Below are 19,126 nucleotides of genomic sequence, written 5' to 3'. Positions count from 1 at the left end.
AAAAGAATCCTTTTCACAAAAGGATTCTTTTTTATCCAAAAATTTGCGCTGCAATACTGTATAGTTCTCCATTTCTTTTCAAAATTTGATCACTATTTTTTATCATAATTGGTGGGGTATTAACCTTTTGAAAACCAGTAATCTCTAATTCTTTCATGAAACCTTTCTTTCCTTCTGGTACATCAATTCTTAATTTACCATGATGCTCTCTTGCTAAATAATGTACCATTCTCATTGCCATCGCATCATTTTTAGCAACGACCGGCCCTATTATTTTATTTTCTGGCGTTTGTATACTTAAACCGTAACCTAATACATTTTGTTGTGCATCCTTTGTAACAATACATTGTTCACTTTGAATAATTCGATACTTTAAAAACTCTTCTCTATTTGTTCCAAATGCATCTTTATCTATTTGTATTATTTCTTCTAAATCACGTTCCTCATAATTCACAATATACTCTTCATTTCCTACACAATGGTAATTCGCATTGTACGAGTTACATATGTATTTAGAAACATAACTAACAGCCCTGAATCCTAGTTTTTCATATAAAATTTCCCCCTCATCCGTGGCAATAAGCATAATGGGGGTTTGAGTTAATACGCTTTTAACACATAAATCCGTTATTATCTTTCCAATCCCTCTTCCTTTATAATCTGGATGTACAATTACCATTCCAATTGAGGCTAATGTCTCCCCGTATAGTATAATTGCTGCGCTAGCAATAAGCTCTTCTCTCTCATTTACTACACCATATACTATACCCGTATTCAAAATCATCTCAATTTCCTCTCTGTTGTAATCCCAGCCAATATGAGAAGATAATGCTACAATATCCTCTATTTTCCCTTTCCTAAGACGCTCCACCCTAATCTCCACTTCAATCATTCCCCATCTCCTTCTTTAGACGTTTGAACCATTCTGCATGAATCAACTTGTACATGTTTCCCTTTATCACTCACACACATATCCTATTTTGACCAAGACTATATTGTAAATGAGGTGACAACATGCCCATTACGAATCGATTTTCTACCACCACTAACGGCGCACTCGCTATTACAGGAAACACACTAGGTTTAAGTAAAATTAGCAATCTAAACCGTGCTGGTACAATCGGTGCAATTGGTGCATTCGTAACTACGAATACCGCTTTACAAGTAACTACTTTTCCTGCAGGTACAACGTTAAACTATACACAAAATAGTTCTACCGCTATTTTGAATATCCCTGCTGGTAGTACTATTCTTTACGCAGAACTCGTTTGGGGTGGAAACTATTTATCTCGGGATCAAAACATTACGAGTGTATTAGGAAACCCCGTTTCTTTTACAACACCTGTGTCAACATACTCAATTACCCCTTCGGCTGTTACAGCTTCAAATCAAACATTCGTTTCTGGATCTGTCACATTTGGATTTTACACACGATCAGCGGATGTAACGTCACTCGTTCAAGCTGCTGGATCTGGATCTTATACAACAGGTTCTGTTCCTGGACTTGTAGATCCTTTAGACGCTTCTAATGGAGCCATTAATTCTGCAGGATGGACGCTTATTGTCGCTTATCAAAACGGTTCCTTACCCGCAAGAAATTTAACAATTTACGTAGCTGGTAACCGCGTTTCTGTAGAAACCGGTAGTGCAGATGTATCTGTCTCAGGGTTTTTAACACCTGCCGGGGGACCTGTAAGCGGGAGATTATTTTTAAGTTCTACTGAAGGGGATGCTGATTTAACTGGGGATCAAGCTTTATTTGGACCAAATTTCAGTTCATTAAATGCATTATCTGGGCCAAATAATGCTGTTAATAATTTCTTCGGTTCTCAAATTAATAATGCTGCAGGGAACTTAGATACAACTGGTACATTTGGAACGCGAAACCAGAGTGCCTCTACAAGTACAAATATCTCCGCTGGAAGACAAGGATGGGACATTACTTCCATTGATATTTCTCCTTATTTAACAAATTCCCAAGTATCTGCCTCAATTCGTTTAACTACTAACGGGGATGCATATATGTTAAATACAGTCGGTTTACAAATCAATATAAACTCACCTAATATACAAGCAACTAAAAGCGTGAATAAAAGTGTCGCTACAATTGGAGATATTCTAACCTATACAGTTACTGTTCCTAACACCGGGCTTCTTCCTGCAAATAACGTTACTTTTACAGATGTTCTCCCTAACGGTACTTCCTTTATACCTGGAAGCGTAACGATAGATAACGTACCACAAACAAACGCAAATCCGGTCGCCGGTATATCTCTGGGGACAATTAATAATGGCTCTTCTCGTACAGTAGCTTTCCAAGCGACTGTCGTTTCTCTTCCAAGTCAAAATCCTATCTCTAACACTGCGAATATTACATTTCAATATACACCGATTGCCGGAGGAACGACTTTTAACGGTCTTGCAACAAGTAACTCTGCAGGAACACAAATTAACCTCGCAGATATTAATGGCACAAAATCAGTTAACAAACTTTTTACCGATATTGGTGAAACATTAACTTACAGTATTGCCTTAGCTAATATAGGAAATATCGCTGCAACTAATGTTATATATACAGATCCGATTCCTAGCGGGACTACTTTCATTCCAGGGAGTGTAACTGTTAACGGAGTTACTCAAGCTGGAGCAAATCCCGCTAATGGTATATCAATTGGATCTATTGCTGCAAATTCTACTACTACTATTTCCTTTCAAGTATTCGTTCCTTCTATCCCCCAAACAAATCCAATATTAAATAGTGGTACAACAACATATCAATACATTCCTGTACCAAATCAGCCGGCAGTAAGTGGAACTGATACGACAAATATTGTCTCCACTCAAGTGAATAATGCTACTGTAACAATGACGAAAGCAGTAGATAAAAACTATGCAGATATTGGCGATACCCTGACTTACACTGTTGCCTTTACAGGTACAGGTAATACGAATGCGAACAATGTTATTTTTACAGATGTCATTCCTACAGGAACAACTTTTGTCCTAAACAGTTTAACAATAGATGGCTCGACACAAGTTGGCGCTAATCCCGCTAATGGTGTGAACATAGGATCCATCCCAACTGGCACAACCAAAAGTGTTTCATTTCAAGTAGTAGTAAACACAATACCCGCGTCAAATGCCATATCTAACGGATCAAGCGCTTCTTATCAGTACACCGTTAACCCTAGCCAATCACCCATTATGAAAAACATTTCTTCTAACGTCGTTACTACTCAAATTAACAATGCGAATTTAACATTAACAAAGTCTACAAATAAACAATTTGCCACAATTGGCGAAACGATAAGTTATACAATCCTTATTACAAACAATGGAAATACGGCCGCCAATAACGTTCAACTAACAGATCCACTTCCAAATGGAACGATATTAACATTAGGTTCTGTAACGCTCAACGGAGTTTTGCAAAATGTAGATTCTCTCGTTGCTTTACCTATCGGCACAATTCCTGGTGGAGCTACTTTCACCTTATCCTTCCAAGTAACAGTCATTAACATTACTGCACAAAACCCTATCATTAATAACGCTTTCTCCTCTTATATTTACACTGTAAATCCAAGCCTGCCACCAACTTCAAAAACAGCAAATTCTAATTCTGTTACATCAACAATTAGACTAGCAAATCTTCATGCTAATAAATCTGTAAGTCAAACGTTTGCGGAAGTTGGAGATGTATTAACTTACACCTTTGCTCTTACAAACGATGGAAATGTTACAGCGAACAATGTATTACTATCCGATTCCATTGCGAATGGCACTTCCTTTGTACCGAACAGTGTTATAGTTAACGGTGTTACTCAGCCGGGCGCAACACCGGCTAGCATCAATATTGGTAGCATCAATGCTAATACTACAATTACAGCTTCATTCCAAATATTAATAACTAGTATTCCAAATCCTAATCCTATTTTGAATAGCGCTTCCATCTCCTATAACTTTATCGTTGATCCAAACGCTTCTCCTGTAAGTACAAACACAACTACAAACACTACATTTATCCAAGTTAATGATGCAAATGTAATTTCGGCAAAATCAGTGGATCGAGAGTTCGCTACTGTTGGAGATATATTAACTTATACCGTTATTTTAACGAATGCAGGAAGCGTTTCTGCTGATAATCCTACTTTCATAGATATAAATCCAGATGGTACTACCTTTATTCCAAATACTTTTCTTATTAATGGCGTTTTGCAAAACAATGCAGATCCAAATATCGGTGTCCTGTTACCTTCTATTCCTGCTAGCGGATTAATTACCGTTTCTTATCAAGTAACTGTCACTGCTTTACCAGCCCAAAATCCAACAACTAATTCATCGAGTACACAGTATAGTTTCGTTCTAAATCCAGGTGATCCACCAATTATAGAAACATCTTTAAGTAATACTGTAAGTACACAAATTAATTTAGCAAATGTAGTTATTGTCAAAGAGGTAGATTTAACTATTGCCGATGTCGGGCAACCAATCACATATACAATTTCCTTAGCTAACCTTGGCAATACTACAGCAAACAATGTTGTTGTTACCGATATAATCCCTCTCGGCACCACTATCGTACCAAATAGTATTTTTATAGGTGGCGCTTTACAGCTAGGTGCAGACCCAAGTACCGGCCTTCAAGTCGGCTCCATTCCTGCAGGTGGTTTTACAACGATTGTTTTTCAAATAAGTGCAAATGGGCTACCTTCACCAAATCCAATTCAAAATAGCGCTTCACTTCAATATAACTTTATCGCTGATCCAAATTTACCTGTTGTTGTGAAAAACGCTACTAGTAATATAGTAACTACACAAATTAATACTGCTAATATTGTTGCTACAAAACTAACGAGCACAAATTTCGCTGATGTTGGTGATGTCATATTATATGCGACTATTTTAACAAATAACGGGAATATCCCTGCTTCTAATGTAACGTTTACAGATATCATTCCAGCGGGTACCCTGTTCATTCCTAATACTGTAACGATTAACAATGTCCCTATAGCAAATGCAAATCCTGCTAACGGTATTTTTATCGGTACGATAGGAACGAATTCATCACGAACCGTTGCATTCCAGGTTCTTGTACCAACTATCCCTGCTGTAAATCCGATTACAAATCAATCAGGCACAACATTCCAATATACGTACGATCCATCCAAGCCAGCTGTAATGCAGATGGTGGCTTCTAACACGGTACAGACAACTATTAATAACGCCTCAATTGCCGCTACAAAATCTGCAGATAAACAGTTTGCTAACGTAAATGATATTATTACGTACACGACTACTTTAACAAATAACGGGAATACACTTGCATCAAATATAGTATTTACAGATGCCATTCCAAGTGGGACTTCATTTATTCCAAATAGTGTAACAGTAAATGGTACTACACTCCCTAATATAAATCCAGCAAATGGCGTAGCAATTGATCCAATAAACCCCAATACAAATACAACAATCTCATTTCAAGTAATAGTAAATTCCATCCCTAGTCCAAATCCAATCCCGAACCAAAGTAATACAACGTACCAATATGTCGTAAATCCTAACTTACCTCCAGCATCCGCCAATGCGTTAAGTAACGTAATAACAACTCAAATTAATAACGCTACGATCGTCGCTACTAAATCAGTGAATACACCGACAGCTGCAATTGGAGATATCGTTACCTATACGATTGCAGTTACAAACACAGGTAATATCCCTGCTAGTGCAAATGTTTTAACGGATGGGCTTGGCGCAGGAGCTTCATTTATCCAAAACTCCGTAACTATCAATAATGTTCCACAACCAGGATTAGATCCATCACTTGGTATTCACTTAGCAGATATTCCACCAGGTAATACTGTATTTATTGCTTTTCAAGCACAAATTTTAGCGATACCGCCTAGTGGCACATTAACAAATAATGCCCTTGTAAATTATGAATATACAGTGAACCCAAACCAATCACCTGCTGTTGGTAGTACAATTACAAACACAACGGTTACTCCAATTATTGATGCTACTCTATCTATAAATAAAACTGTCAATTCAACATTCGCTACTATTGGAGATACACTTACTTTCACTTCTACCATTACTAATTCCGGTAACACTACCGCAAACAATGTTATTTTTACAGATTTAATTCCAGATGGTACAACGTTTATTCCAAATAGTTTTACAGTAAATGGAACAACTATTCCTAATGCAAATCCACAAAATGGTATCAATATCGGTAACATAAATTCAAATGCATCAGTTATACTCAGCTTTCAAGTAAACATTACAACGATTCCAAATCCTAATCCAATCCCTAATAAATCATCGCTTCAATATAGTTTTATTGTAGATATTAATGAACCACCTGTTTCACGAACAGTTAAATCCAATAAAACTTTTACACAAGTAAATACTGCTTCCGTTATCGCAACAAAAACTGCGAGCAGTGCATTTGCTGCTGTTGGCGATACAATTACGTATACAACTACTCTCACTAATAACGGAAATACAACTGCAAACACACCTGTTTTTATCGATATATTACCACCTGAACTTTCATTCGTTCCTGATAGCATACAAATTAATACCACCCCACAACTCGGATTTAGGCCAGATAACGGGGTTCCTTTAGACCCCATTCCAGTTGGAGGAACGACAACCATCAGCTTCCAAGCTATTGTCGGTTCAATACCAGATTCAAACCCTACGATGAACCAATCTAGTACAACATACTCTATCATTATTGACCCTACCGAGCCGCCTGTTACAGAAACGGCTACTAGTAATCCGGTCTTAGTTCAAATAAATGAAGCAATCATTCAAGCAACGAAAAGCGTGGATCGTATCTTTTCTGACGTAGCACCTGGAAATTCATTTTTAACGTATACTGTTTTATTAGAAAATATAGGGAACACGACTGCTATTAATATCATTTTTACAGATCCGATTCCAAATAATACAGTATTTATAGAAGATAGCGTTCGAGTAGGTGGGGTTTTATTACCTGGAGTAAATCCAGCGAATGGGATACCAATTGGAGATATTATTGCAGGAGATTTTATAAACGTCACCTTCCGCGTGCAAGTAGTTAGTATTCCAAATCCAATTTTCACAATTGGGCCTGGGGGACCAAACTCACCGGTTGTAAACGGTGCTTCTATTAATTATCAATTTATGACAGGACCTAATTTACCACTCGTTTCACGAAGTACAACATCCAATTCTGTTTCGACACAAATAAATTCCGGGGAAATTGTAGCGGTTAAATCCGCGGATAAAAATTTCGCAACGATCGGCGATACAATTTCTTATACAATTACATTAAATAACCCTGGAAATGTCACTTCACAAAATATAATTTTCACGGATATTTTGCCTGATGGAACGACATTTATTTCCGGGACTCTTACAAGCGATTCTGGTACACAGCAAATTGGAAATCCAGCGAGTGGAATTCAGATTGGAAATATAAATCCCGGTAGCACGGCTACTATTACGATAAACGTACTTGTAACAAACATTCCAAGTATAAATCCAATCTCTAATTCTAGTTCTATACAATTTCAGCATATTGTTGATCCAAGTCAACCCGCTATAACACAAACCGTTTCATCTAATACCGTTACTACGACAATAAATAGTGCAATATTAACTACAACAAAAAGTGCTGATAAATCTATAGTGTCTGTTGGAGATACGATTACGTATACCACTACTATTACAAATACAGGGAATACAGCAGCAACGAATATAACATTCACAAGCGCTATTCCAGCTAGCACTACATTCATACCAAATTCAGTTACAGTAAATGGAGTTCAGCAACCTGGTGCGCAACCAGCACTTGGAGTAAATTTACCAAATATCGCACCCGGTGAAACAGTAACTGTTACTTTCCAAGTAAATGTTATTTCTATTCCCCCTTCAAGCTCGATTATGGATAATGACACAATTTTATATTCTTATACTGTTGATCCAAGCGGAGCTCCTATTACAACTTCTACTTCAACGAATATCGTTACAAATCCTGTACTAGATGCCATGATAACGATGGTAAAATCAGTCGATCAAACGCTTGTAACACTAGGTGATACCATTACCTATACGACCATTTTAAAGAATAGTGGTAATACAAATGCAACTAACATTACTTTCACTGACCTTATTCCAGATGGTACAACGTTTATTACTGATAGCATTACAATAGATGGCATCACACAAATTGGTCTTAATCCTAATACAGGTATAACGATTGGATCAATTGCTCCTAACAGCTCAATATCTATAGCATTTCAAGTTACCGCTACTTCCACCCCTGTTCAAAATCCCATTGCCAACTCCGCTACTGCTTCTTACACATTTATCGCTGATCCAAATGCACCAATTGTTTCAAGAAATGTTACTTCAAACACAACGTTTACTACAATTAATACAGCTACCATTCTTTCATTAAAACAAGTCGATAAATCCTTTAGTCGTATTGGAGACACACTCACCTATACTGTTACTTTAACAAACAATGGAAACTCATCCGCACAAAATGTTATTTTCTCAGATACAATGCCGAGCGGAACTACTTTTATTGCAAACTCATTTTCTATTAACGGGGTTTCTCAAAGTGGTGCGGACCCAACGAGCGGTGTAAATATTGGGCCTATAACAGCTGGGTCTACAGTAAATGTTTCCTTCCAAGTAAACGTGACCTCATTACCAACTGAAAATCCAATTGTAAATTTCTCATCGACATCGTACCAATTAGTCTCACCGCCTGATGCAGAAACTTCAATTAGTAATCCTGTTTCAACACAAATTAGAGAAGCTATATTATCTATGACGAAAAATGAAAGTCTATCCTTTGCAGATGTCGGGCAAACTGCTTTTTACACTACTTCTATTGCCAATGTAGGCAATACGGATGCAACTAATATTGTATTCACAGATGTATTACCAAGTGGACTCACATTTGTTCCTAGCACGTTAACTGTCGATGGCGTTTTACAACCTAATGCGAATCCAAATACAGGTGTATTACTCGCAGCACTTCCACCAAATGAAATATATAGTATCGTCTTTCAAGTTACAGTGAACAGCATCCCACCGAGTAATCCAGCACCAAATACAGCATCAACGACGTATGAGTTTACTGTTGATCCAGGTAATCCGCCGGTATCGAATACAGCTAGCTCCAACACTACACTTCTTCAAATAAACAACGCAAATATTATTAGTACAAAAACAGCAAATCTTACTTTTGCGGATGTTGGTAATACAATAACATTTACACTTAGCCTTCCTAATACAGGGAATGTGGCTGCAACTGATGTAACTATTATCGATATTCTTGATAGCAATTTAAGTTTCATTCCAAACAGTTTCACAGTTAATGGGCAAACCATTCCAAACGCTGATTTGTCTACTGGTGTAAACATAGGTTCAATTAATGGGGGTAATACGGCAATCGTTACATTCCAAGCAACTGTTACTACACTTCCAACACTTAATCCAATTTCTAATTTTACTTCTACCACATATCATTATGTCGTTGATCCTAGCCAGTCACCTATTACAACTTCCAATCAATCGAATACAACGACAACCCAAATTAATAGCGCTATCCTTACTGCACAAAAAAATTCAAATGCGGAAACGGTAGATATCGGGCAGGATATCGTCTACTCGGTTACAATTACAAATAGCGGAAATGTTAGTGCAACGAATGTTATTTTTACCGACCTTATTCCAGCCGGAACTTCCTTTGAACCGAATAGTTTTACACTTAACGGAATTAGCATCCCAAATGCAAATATAATTACAGGTGTTCCAATTGGTGATATCGCGCCAAACCAATCTGTCATCGTAGCATTTCATATTAATGCCAATGAAATTCCGCCTATAAATCCAATTTCCAACCAAGCTAGTGTGAGCTTCCAACATATCGTTAATCCAGCAAATCCTCCAGTTTCAAAAAATATTACTTCTAACAACGTTACAACAAAAATTGAAAGTGCTATTTTAAACACTATTAAAATAGGAGATAAAGCTTTTGCAACTATCGGTGATACGATTACGTATACAACTACTATTACGAACACAGGAAATATTCCTGCTAACAACGTTATTTTTTCAGATCCTTTACCAACATGGACACAATTTGTTGCAGGATCAGTTGTTGTTGATGGCACTCCATTACCATCCGCTTCTATTATTAGCGGTGTTGGCATAAATACAATAACTCCAAATCAAATCGTAACAATTATGTTCCAAGTCCAAATAATAAGTAATCCAACAACGTTCACAGCTGAACTCCAAAACTTAGGATTTGTTAACTTCCAATATAACGTAGGCAATTCATTACAAGCCCAGCCTGGCAATGTGGAAACGAACGTCTTCGTTACTTCTATTAATTCAGCGATACTTTCAGCTGTAAAAACTACTAATACAGCCTTTGCAAATATCGGAGACACAATCACTTATACAGTTTTGATTCAAAACAGCGGCAATACAAACGCTACCAATTTAAATTTCTCAGATCTTATTCCAGCTGGAACGACCTTTGTTGAAAATAGTTTTTCTGTAAATGGAAGTATCATTCCAGGGGCAGATCCAAATAACGGGGTTAATATCGGAACCGTTAGTACGAACAGTTCCTTAACTGTTACTTTCCAAGTCATGGTTGCATCTACTCCACCTTCAAACCCAATTACAAACGTTGCATCTATTCAATTCACATTCATTGTTGACCCGGCAGCTCCTCCTGTTACAAGCACAATAAATTCTAATGGCGCTTCAACACAAATTAATAACGCTACCGTTACTACTGTTTTAGAAGCAAATCGATCAATCGTATCCATCGGAGATATAATTACGTATACAGCAACATTAACAAATACCGGAAACTTCCCTGCAAATTCTGTATTGCTCATAAACGGAGTTCCTGTAGGTGCAGTATTCGTTCCAAATAGCGTTACGTTAAATGGAATGTCACTTCCAAATGCAAGTCCAACTCTCGGTATTCCAGTTGGTATTATCGCACCAGGTGATTTTGCTACTATTACGTTCCAATTTCTTGCAAGTTCTATTCCACCGCAAGGGGCGATTATAAATCAAGCCATTACAAGTTACACGTATATTGTCGATCCAAGTCAACCTCCAGTTACAGCAACATCCTCATCTAATACGGTTAATACAGCTGTCGTTGATGCATCGTTATCCGTAATTAAAAATACAGATTCTCTCGTACAATCTACTAACGGTACAATCACTTACACAGTAGTCGTTCAAAATAACGGAAATACAACTGCAAATACAGTTAATTTAACAGATTTGGTCCCAGAAGGAACTGCATTTATTCCTAATAGCGTGACCATTAATAGCGTTTCCGTTCCAGGTTCCGATCCAAACGTAGGGATACCATTAAACGCCATCGCGCCGTCAGAAATCGTCACCGTCACATTCCAAGTTATCGTTCAATCCATTCCAAGCGTGAATCCAATTTCTAATACAGCCCGTATTGACTATACTTTTATCGCCGATCCAACCTCTCCTATCATCTCTCGTACAATTACTTCTAATCCAGCATCCACACAAATTTCAGATGCGACTATCATTTCTTTAAAAGCAGTCAATGCACAACAAGCAACAACTAGCGATATTTTGACCTACACGATAACATTAGAAAATAACGGAAATATCTCAGCAACTAATCTCTCATTTTTAGATTCTACTCCAAATGGGACTACATTCGTAGAAAATAGTTTTACACTTAACGGAACAGCTATACCTGGTGCCAATCCAAACGTAGGTGTTACTTTGCCTAACCTTGCAGCAAACGCTACTCACCTTATTTCGTTTCAAATTCTTATTAATAATTCATTCTCGCAAGATTCTATTACAAATCAATCCAATACAACATATACAATTCAACCAGATCCAAGCCAGCCGCCTATTACTGAAACATCTACAAGTAATATTGTCATTACAAATTTTGTGCAAGCACAATTGACAATTACAAAAACGTCCAATCCAATAACTGTAGATATTGGCGGAACTATACTTTATATTTCTGAAGTGAAAAATATCGGCAATGTTGACGCAATAAATATTATTTTTACAGATTCTATTCCAGCTGGGACTACATTCGTTCCCGATAGTGTCACAATTAACGGTGTCCTGCAGCCAGGTGTAAATCCAGAAAACGGAATACCGATTGGAACGATTCCAGCAAATAGTTCAAAAACGATACTATTTCAAGTGCAAACAAACAATCCACCTACTGAAACCGAAATTGTAAATCAATCTTCTGCAAATTACCAATATGTAAGTATTCCTACAGCTCCACCGGTGAATCGCTCTGCAAACTCTAACATTGTTACAACATCACTTCAAAATGCAAATATTATTTCTGTTAAAAGCGCTGATGTAACTTTCGTATCAATTGGGCAAATTATTACCTACACAAATACACTACAAAATATAGGAACCATTCCAGCTAACAATACCGTGTTTATTGATAACATTCCAGAAGGTACTATATTCATTGAAGATAGCTTATCAATAAATAATGTGATTCAGCCTGGCGCGAATCCTGAAAACGGAGTAACTCTCGGCACGATACAACCAAATGAAACAGTCACTATTTCATTCCAAGTACAACTTACAAATATACCGTCCGGCAATACAGTCATTAATATTTCAGACACTTCGTACGAATACCAAATTGACCCTAGCTCTCCGATTATTCAGCGTAGATCGTTATCAAATGCAGTAAACACGGTAGTGCGGACGGCAAATGTTAGTGCAATTAAATCCGCCAATAGATCCATTACACGCATCGGTCAAATCATCACATATACAGTCGCAGTTACAAACGCTGGTACAGTACCTATTACAAATACTCTCCTAATTGACGCAATTGCAGCTGGCACCACATTCGTTCCAAATAGCATCCTTGTAGATGGCATACCAAGACCTAACGAAAATCCAATTACCGGAATCACCCTTGATATTATCCTTCCAAATAATACGATTATTGTTACGTTCCAAGTAAATGTAGTCTCTATACCTTCTCAAAATAACATTAATAATATCGCTGTCATTCACTATGAATATCAACCGGATCCAAGCTCACCACCAATTTCAGAAACGACCTCTTCCAATAGTACAAATATACAATTTATTGACGCTATTCTTATCGCTACAAAATCCGCTAATAAAGTATTAGCTAATATTGATGAAATCATTGAATATACAGTATTAATCCAAAATAACGGATCCACTACAGCTAACTCCATCTTTTTTACAGATACTATAGAAGATGGAACAGTATTTATTCCGGGAAGTGTAATAGTTAACAATACTGTACTTCCTGCAGCAGATCCGAATATCGGCTTTCCCATTGCTAATATCGCGTCAGGTCAATCGACAACAATAACATTCCAAGTTTCCGTTACGAATTTACCTGCTGTAAATCCAGCACCTAATACTGCAAACATCGTCTACGACTTTATTTTCAATCCTGACTTTGCACCAATTCAAAAATCTACTACTTCCAATACTACTTTCGTTCAAATTAATGACGCTGATATCGTTTCACTGAAAACTGTTGATTTAACTTCTGTAACGATTGGTGACATTTTAACTTATACAACAACTTTAACGAATACAGGGAATACGGATGCTACTGCTGTTGTATTTACAGACAATATTCCTGATGGAACAACCTTTATAGACGGTAGCGTTTTAGTAAATAACATTCCGCAGCTTAACGCCAATCCAAGTACCGGTATACTTGTAGGAACGATTGCTCCTGACATTTCTATCCCAGTCACATTTTCTGTTACCGTCGTAGCTCTTCCAGCTAGCGGCCATGTTCAAAATCAATCAGCTTCCCGCTATACAATAAACGGGGAAGAACAAATATCGACTAGTAATATTACCTTCACTGAAGTTATTTCTGCTAATGTAATTGCGACAAAAACAACGCCAATCCAATACGCTGACCTACAAACTATTATCCCTTATACAATTTCCATCATAAATAACGGAAATATACAAGTGGAAAACATTATCGTTACAGATATCATCCCAGCAAATACGAGCTTTATAGAGAATAGCGTTATTGTAAATGGCAACGCTCGGCAAAATGACAATCCACTTAGCGGTATACCAATTGATAACATTCCGCCTAATACGACAGCAACTATTCTATTCCAAGTCCGGGTTATTTCGATTCCGCAAACAAATCCAATCTCTAACACGAGTGCAATTGAATATGAATACACGGTACCAGACCAACCACCTATTACCGAAACTATTATTTCATCAGCTGCTGTAACAGAAATTAATCATGCGAATTTGAATATTAATAAAGCTGTTGACCTTGCATTTGCAACGGTTGGTGATACGTTAACGTATACGATTACATTAAATGAAACTGGTAATGTTGCAGCAAATGATGTAATCATTCAAGATATTATTCCTCAAGGTACTACGTTTATAGAAAATAGCGTCATTGTCAACGGAGAAACTCTTCCGGGAGTTAATCCAGTAAGCGGCATACCAATTGGCACTATAATTGTAGGTGGAAATACTATCGCTTCATTCCAAGTAACTGTAACTTCTATTCCAACACCAAATGAGCTCAACAACAAAGCAATTACTACATTTAACTATATAGTCAATCCAAATAACTTACCTGTTACAAATACGACTACAACAAATACTGTGACAACAACTGTCCAAAATGATAATGTCGTTGCCATAAAATCTGTTAATGCCACGAATGCATTACCTAGTCAAACTTTAACGTATACAATTACTATTACTAATAGTGGCAATGTGACTATTGACGATTTTCTTATTGTAGACACTGTACCAGTAGATACAACCTTCGTTACTGGTAGTGTTACGATTAACGGAATCAATCAACCTAATGCGAATCCCGAAAACGGTATTACATTAGGAAACCTTGCTCCTAATGAATCTGTTGTCGTTACGTTCCAAGTAACAATATCTTCTTTGACTCTTCAATCTGCTATCAATAACGATGCTACTATCTCCTATACGTTTATCGTCGATCCAACCGAACCACCTATTACAATTACAAAGCAAACAAATACCGTTACAACAACGATCGTTGATCCAATGGTGCGCATTGAGAAAAACGCTGACAAATCTTCTGTCGTTATAGGAGATATTATTACATTCACATTAGAGATATTTAATCATTCCCCAATTCCTACAGTAAGTACTTCCGTTTTAGATATGATTCCAGCTGGTACAACATTTATAGAAAACAGTGTAACAATTAACGGTACTTCGGTTCCAAATATTCGACCAGACACTGGTATTAACATTGGTTCCTTATCGGCAGATGGAGTAGCAACTATAACATTTAAAGTTCTCGTAACTTCTATCCCTTCAAACAGTACAATTATCAATTCCGCAACAGTTACAGCTGCTTTCCAATTGACACCACAGGATCCAATTATTATTTTCATTGTTAATTCGAATATTGTTCGTATACCAGTTCAATTTATAACGGCAGCAGTGATAAAAAATGCTTCCGTCAGCTCTGCTTATTTAAACCAATATTTTGATTATACAGTGCGTATTACGAATACTTCCGAGATTTCACTTTCAAATATTTCATTACAAGACACCATTCCAGCAGGTTTACAATTTATGAACGGTACGGTCTTCATTAATGGGGAACGCTCTCCACTAGCGAATCCGAATATCGGTTTCCTAGTCGCTACTAATTTGGAACCGAACGAAACAATTATCGTGTTATTCACAGTACAAGTGATAAGTCCACCTATTAATAATGAATTTAAAAACACGGCAAACGTTTCTTTACAACTTCAAGTCTCTCCTACCGATCCACCAATCACAGTAACCATTACAAGTAACGAAAACATCGTCACCTTTATTCCAGAAAATCCAGATGAAACACTTCCAAATTTAAATTGTTTCTTTGACGGTGAACGTTTCATACGCATTACTCCTCGAAATATACGAAATTACTTTTGGACTTGGATTTGGTGGCGTTAATCAAAAAAGAAAAAGCTTGTAGTTCGGATAATATCCAAACTACAAGCTTTTTTCATAAACAAAATTATCAATTGCTAGCAGCACTATATGCTACATGTCGTTTCTCAATCCGTTCTTCAATTTCTTTCATATTCTCTTTATTAGTTAGTAGGGATTGTTTATTTTCTATTAATAATTGTTTAAAGGATTTTCTCACTTTTTTTCGCATGTTTATTTTCCTCCTTGGGGGATGGTTTATATAAAAGATAACTTGAAACTTTAATCAATGAGAGGATTTACCCTCACTAATTATTAGCCTACATCAATCGGGCTTTTACAGGGAGTTACTCTTCCATCATCACTCTTTATTCAGCTATAATACTGAGATAGAAGTCCTATCTCCCGTTAATGCGGGATAAGGATTTATCTGTGTGTCCTTATAATAGTTGATTGTTGTGAATTCCATTTGAACTTCATATGAAAATTCCGTTTATTTTCTGACAACTTTGTGAACAAAAAAAGAAAGGTTAATCAAAAATATATTTGATCAACCTTTCCATGCTCTTTAAAGCATATTAATTAATATTTCAGGTCTTCCCCAATTCATTTCGTTACAAACAAAGCGTAGTTTTTCTTCGTCCATTGTGTGTAACCCTTCTTCTAACGAGCATGAAATTGGAACTTCACAATGAATTTGCGCTAATTGTAAAGAGATATTTAAATTCTCTAAATCACTTTCAATTTTTGTGCGCTGCGCTTTCGTTAATGATGCTATATTTTCTAGCACTGCCGATACTGTCCCGTATTCTTGAATAAGCTTATACGCTGTTTTTTCACCAATACCTTTTACACCCGGATAATTATCACTTGTATCTCCCATGAAAGCTTTCGCATGAACAATTTGCCAAGGTTCTACACCTTTATCTTCCATGATTTTTTCCGGTGTGTAATACTCGTAATTTCCAATTCCTTTACGAAGAAGCATAACTGTAACATTCGTATCAACAAGTTGAAGTAAATCTGTATCACCTGTCAAAATATAAACTTCCGCTTCATTGCAATATTGTTTTGCAAGCGTACCGATACAATCATCCGCTTCATAACCTTTCATACCGATTACAGGCATAGATAATTTCGCAGTCATTTCTTGCACTAAATCAAATTGCGGAATTAATTCTTCCGGCGGTGCTGCACGATTTGCTTTATAATTCGAGAAAGATTCCGTTCTAAATGTCGTACTTCCCATATCCCAGCACGTTACAATGTGCGTTGGTTCGATTGCTTGTGTTGCTGTTAATAAATGCTTCATATAACCATGAATCCCATTCGTCGGGGTACCATCTTGTCGTTTCATAAATTGTCCATATACACTTGTTGCGTAAAAAGCACGAAATAATAGTGCCATACCATCAACTAATAATACTTTTTTCATAATTCCTCTCCTACTAACAAAAAATAATAACCTCACGTTATCACGTAAGGTTATATATAGATTACCATTCTACGTTTTTGTTCAACTTTGTCTATTATACATTGTTTTTGTATATTTAGCATCATTAACACATTAAGACATTCTACCACAGCAAGTATGAAGTATTCCTGAATACGTATTTTTACCTGTCGAAACAACTACAGCCTTTGCATTTCCGTCAACAATATACGTACCTTTGAAACATACATTTTCAAGTTCAAGTGGATTATAGTCTTTCATCCGTTTTAATGGAATAAATCGTTTACGTTCAAGATGATAGCAACTTTCAAATTTCTCAATACTAGCATCATTTCCTGTCAGCATAGATTCATTTACTAATAAATCATTTGCATAAATAATACGTACATCTGCCGGCACTGTATCGCCCTCTGAAAGAAAAATCATATCTCCAGGTACAAGCTCTTGTATTGGTAATTTCATCATTTTCAGTTCACTGTTTAGCCCTGTTACGCTAGAGGCTTCTACTCTAGAAACAGTAACTGTTTCACATTGTAATTCATCACCCATATTTTGTTTTGAAAGACCTGGGATCATTCCACTTAGCTTCATCATTACTTCCGCAATACGCGCTCTTTTTGAAGTTAATTCATTTCGACCGTATACTTGAATACGCTTTTGTGCCTCTTTCATAGATAGTCCGTCTCTTGTTGTTTTAAAATACGCAAATACAGATTTTACATCTCTTGTTGCGATTTCAATTAATAAATCTTTATTTTTTTGAAGCATTGTTTGTTCTTTCATTGCTTTTTTACTTAATTTATACGAAGTGTTACCCACACTTTTATTTACATATAACATATTATCGTCTCCTCCTTTACAACATAGGAAGAAACACTTTGTTTCTCAATTTATCCACTTTACCGTGAAAGTGTCTAACGCTTAAATACTCGAATAAACGCTACATTACGATAAATATAGAGGGAGGAACAAGTCGTTTCCTGCCTACATCATATATTTTTGATTTGAAGTATATGGGTAACGGAACCGAGTCAGAATTTGACATGCTCCTCACCTCCTCTTTAATTTTTTAGTTATAATCTATACTATGAAATTACTCATAGCTTGCTAACAAAAAAGACCCTTACTCATAAGAGAGCAAAGGTCATTGCATACACAAATAAGCGATTCCTAATATAATACAATTAGAAATCTACGGACCTCTCCCTCGCCGAGTTTTAGCACTGTATAGCATAGGTTCATTACCAGCTACGTTAAGAAAAACCTTAATTCGATCATTCCTGTTGACCCATTGGCGTCTCTCGACATTTTTGGGCAGTAGCATTTCTCTATACAGGAGCCTCACCTAACAGAGACTTATTATAATTACATAGAAAATGTTACTCTTATTTAAAATAGATGTCAACACTTTGTATGGAAACTTTTCCTTTTATTACAACAACTATCTCGAGTTTAGTACACTAATACGTATTCTGCTCAGCGTTCGGCTACATAAATTAATTGAACACATATTGCAAGAAATTAGCACATGAAAAATAAAACCCTTACGTTAAAATGAAGTGAACCCGAATAGTGGTACATGAAAAAAACACCTCCTGAATTCGCATACTAAGTATGCAAATTCAATGGAGGTGTTTTTCGTTTGAAGAC

5 protein-coding genes and 1 riboswitch are annotated in these 19,126 nt (G+C 36.6%); of the genes, 1 reads left to right on the top strand and 4 read right to left on the bottom strand.

What is annotated here, in order from left to right; all coding sequences use genetic code 11:
• Window positions 1–31: 31 nt before the first annotated feature.
• Window positions 32–892 carry a GNAT family N-acetyltransferase gene (locus ABH955_RS15180; protein WP_404491291.1) on the bottom strand — a complete coding sequence of 287 codons (861 nt, stop codon included), beginning with the start codon at window positions 890–892 and terminating at the stop codon, window positions 32–34.
• A 122-nt stretch (window positions 893–1,014) separates the two neighbouring features.
• Between ABH955_RS15180 and ABH955_RS15175 the strand changes: the two genes are divergently transcribed.
• On the top strand, window positions 1,015–16,047 hold the full coding sequence (locus ABH955_RS15175; RefSeq protein ID WP_404491290.1) for a DUF7507 domain-containing protein: 15,033 nt from the start codon (window positions 1,015–1,017) through the stop codon (window positions 16,045–16,047).
• A gap of 67 nt (window positions 16,048–16,114) precedes the next feature.
• Here the strand turns inward: ABH955_RS15175 and ABH955_RS15170 are convergent, their stop codons facing one another.
• The 3 genes from ABH955_RS15170 to ABH955_RS15160 all read right to left on the bottom strand — a co-directional run bounded on the left by ABH955_RS15170 (window position 16,115) and on the right by ABH955_RS15160 (window position 18,316).
• Window positions 16,115–16,255, bottom strand: a complete 141-nt coding sequence (locus ABH955_RS15170) for an FbpB family small basic protein (protein ID WP_001228051.1) — start codon at window positions 16,253–16,255, stop codon at window positions 16,115–16,117.
• A 336-nt stretch (window positions 16,256–16,591) separates the two neighbouring features.
• Window positions 16,592–17,458 (bottom strand): 5'-3' exonuclease, encoded by an 867-nt coding sequence (locus tag ABH955_RS15165; RefSeq protein ID WP_113937083.1) that lies wholly within the window; start codon window positions 17,456–17,458, stop codon window positions 16,592–16,594.
• A 132-nt stretch (window positions 17,459–17,590) separates the two neighbouring features.
• Entirely contained in the window at window positions 17,591–18,316 is a 726-nt protein-coding gene (locus ABH955_RS15160; protein ID WP_113937082.1) for a P-type ATPase actuator domain-containing protein, read from the bottom strand.
• Window positions 18,317–18,670: 354 nt separating this feature from the next.
• Window positions 18,671–18,836: riboswitch (M-box (ykoK) riboswitch) on the bottom strand.
• Window positions 18,837–19,126: the final 290 nt, after the last annotated feature.

This window comes from Bacillus sp. RC240, from assembly GCF_044907945.1.
Classification (GTDB): domain Bacteria; phylum Bacillota; class Bacilli; order Bacillales; family Bacillaceae_G; genus Bacillus_A; species Bacillus_A mycoides.
Note: the sequence above shows the minus strand (reverse complement) of the source record. Positions and strands in the feature narration are given on the sequence as shown.

Bases quoted from the DNA above. Each gene is read 5' to 3' on its own strand.
- ABH955_RS15170 (WP_001228051.1), bottom strand. From the start codon at position 16,255: ATGCGAAAAAAAGTGAGAAAATCCTTTAAACAATTATTAATAGAAAAT.
- ABH955_RS15165 (WP_113937083.1), bottom strand. From the start codon at position 17,458: ATGAAAAAAGTATTATTAGTTGATGGTATGGCACTATTATTTCGTGCT.
- ABH955_RS15180 (WP_404491291.1), bottom strand. From the start codon at position 892: ATGATTGAAGTGGAGATTAGGGTGGAGCGTCTTAGGAAAGGGAAAATA.
- ABH955_RS15160 (WP_113937082.1), bottom strand. From the start codon at position 18,316: ATGTTATATGTAAATAAAAGTGTGGGTAACACTTCGTATAAATTAAGT.
- ABH955_RS15175 (WP_404491290.1), top strand. From the start codon at position 1,015: ATGCCCATTACGAATCGATTTTCTACCACCACTAACGGCGCACTCGCT.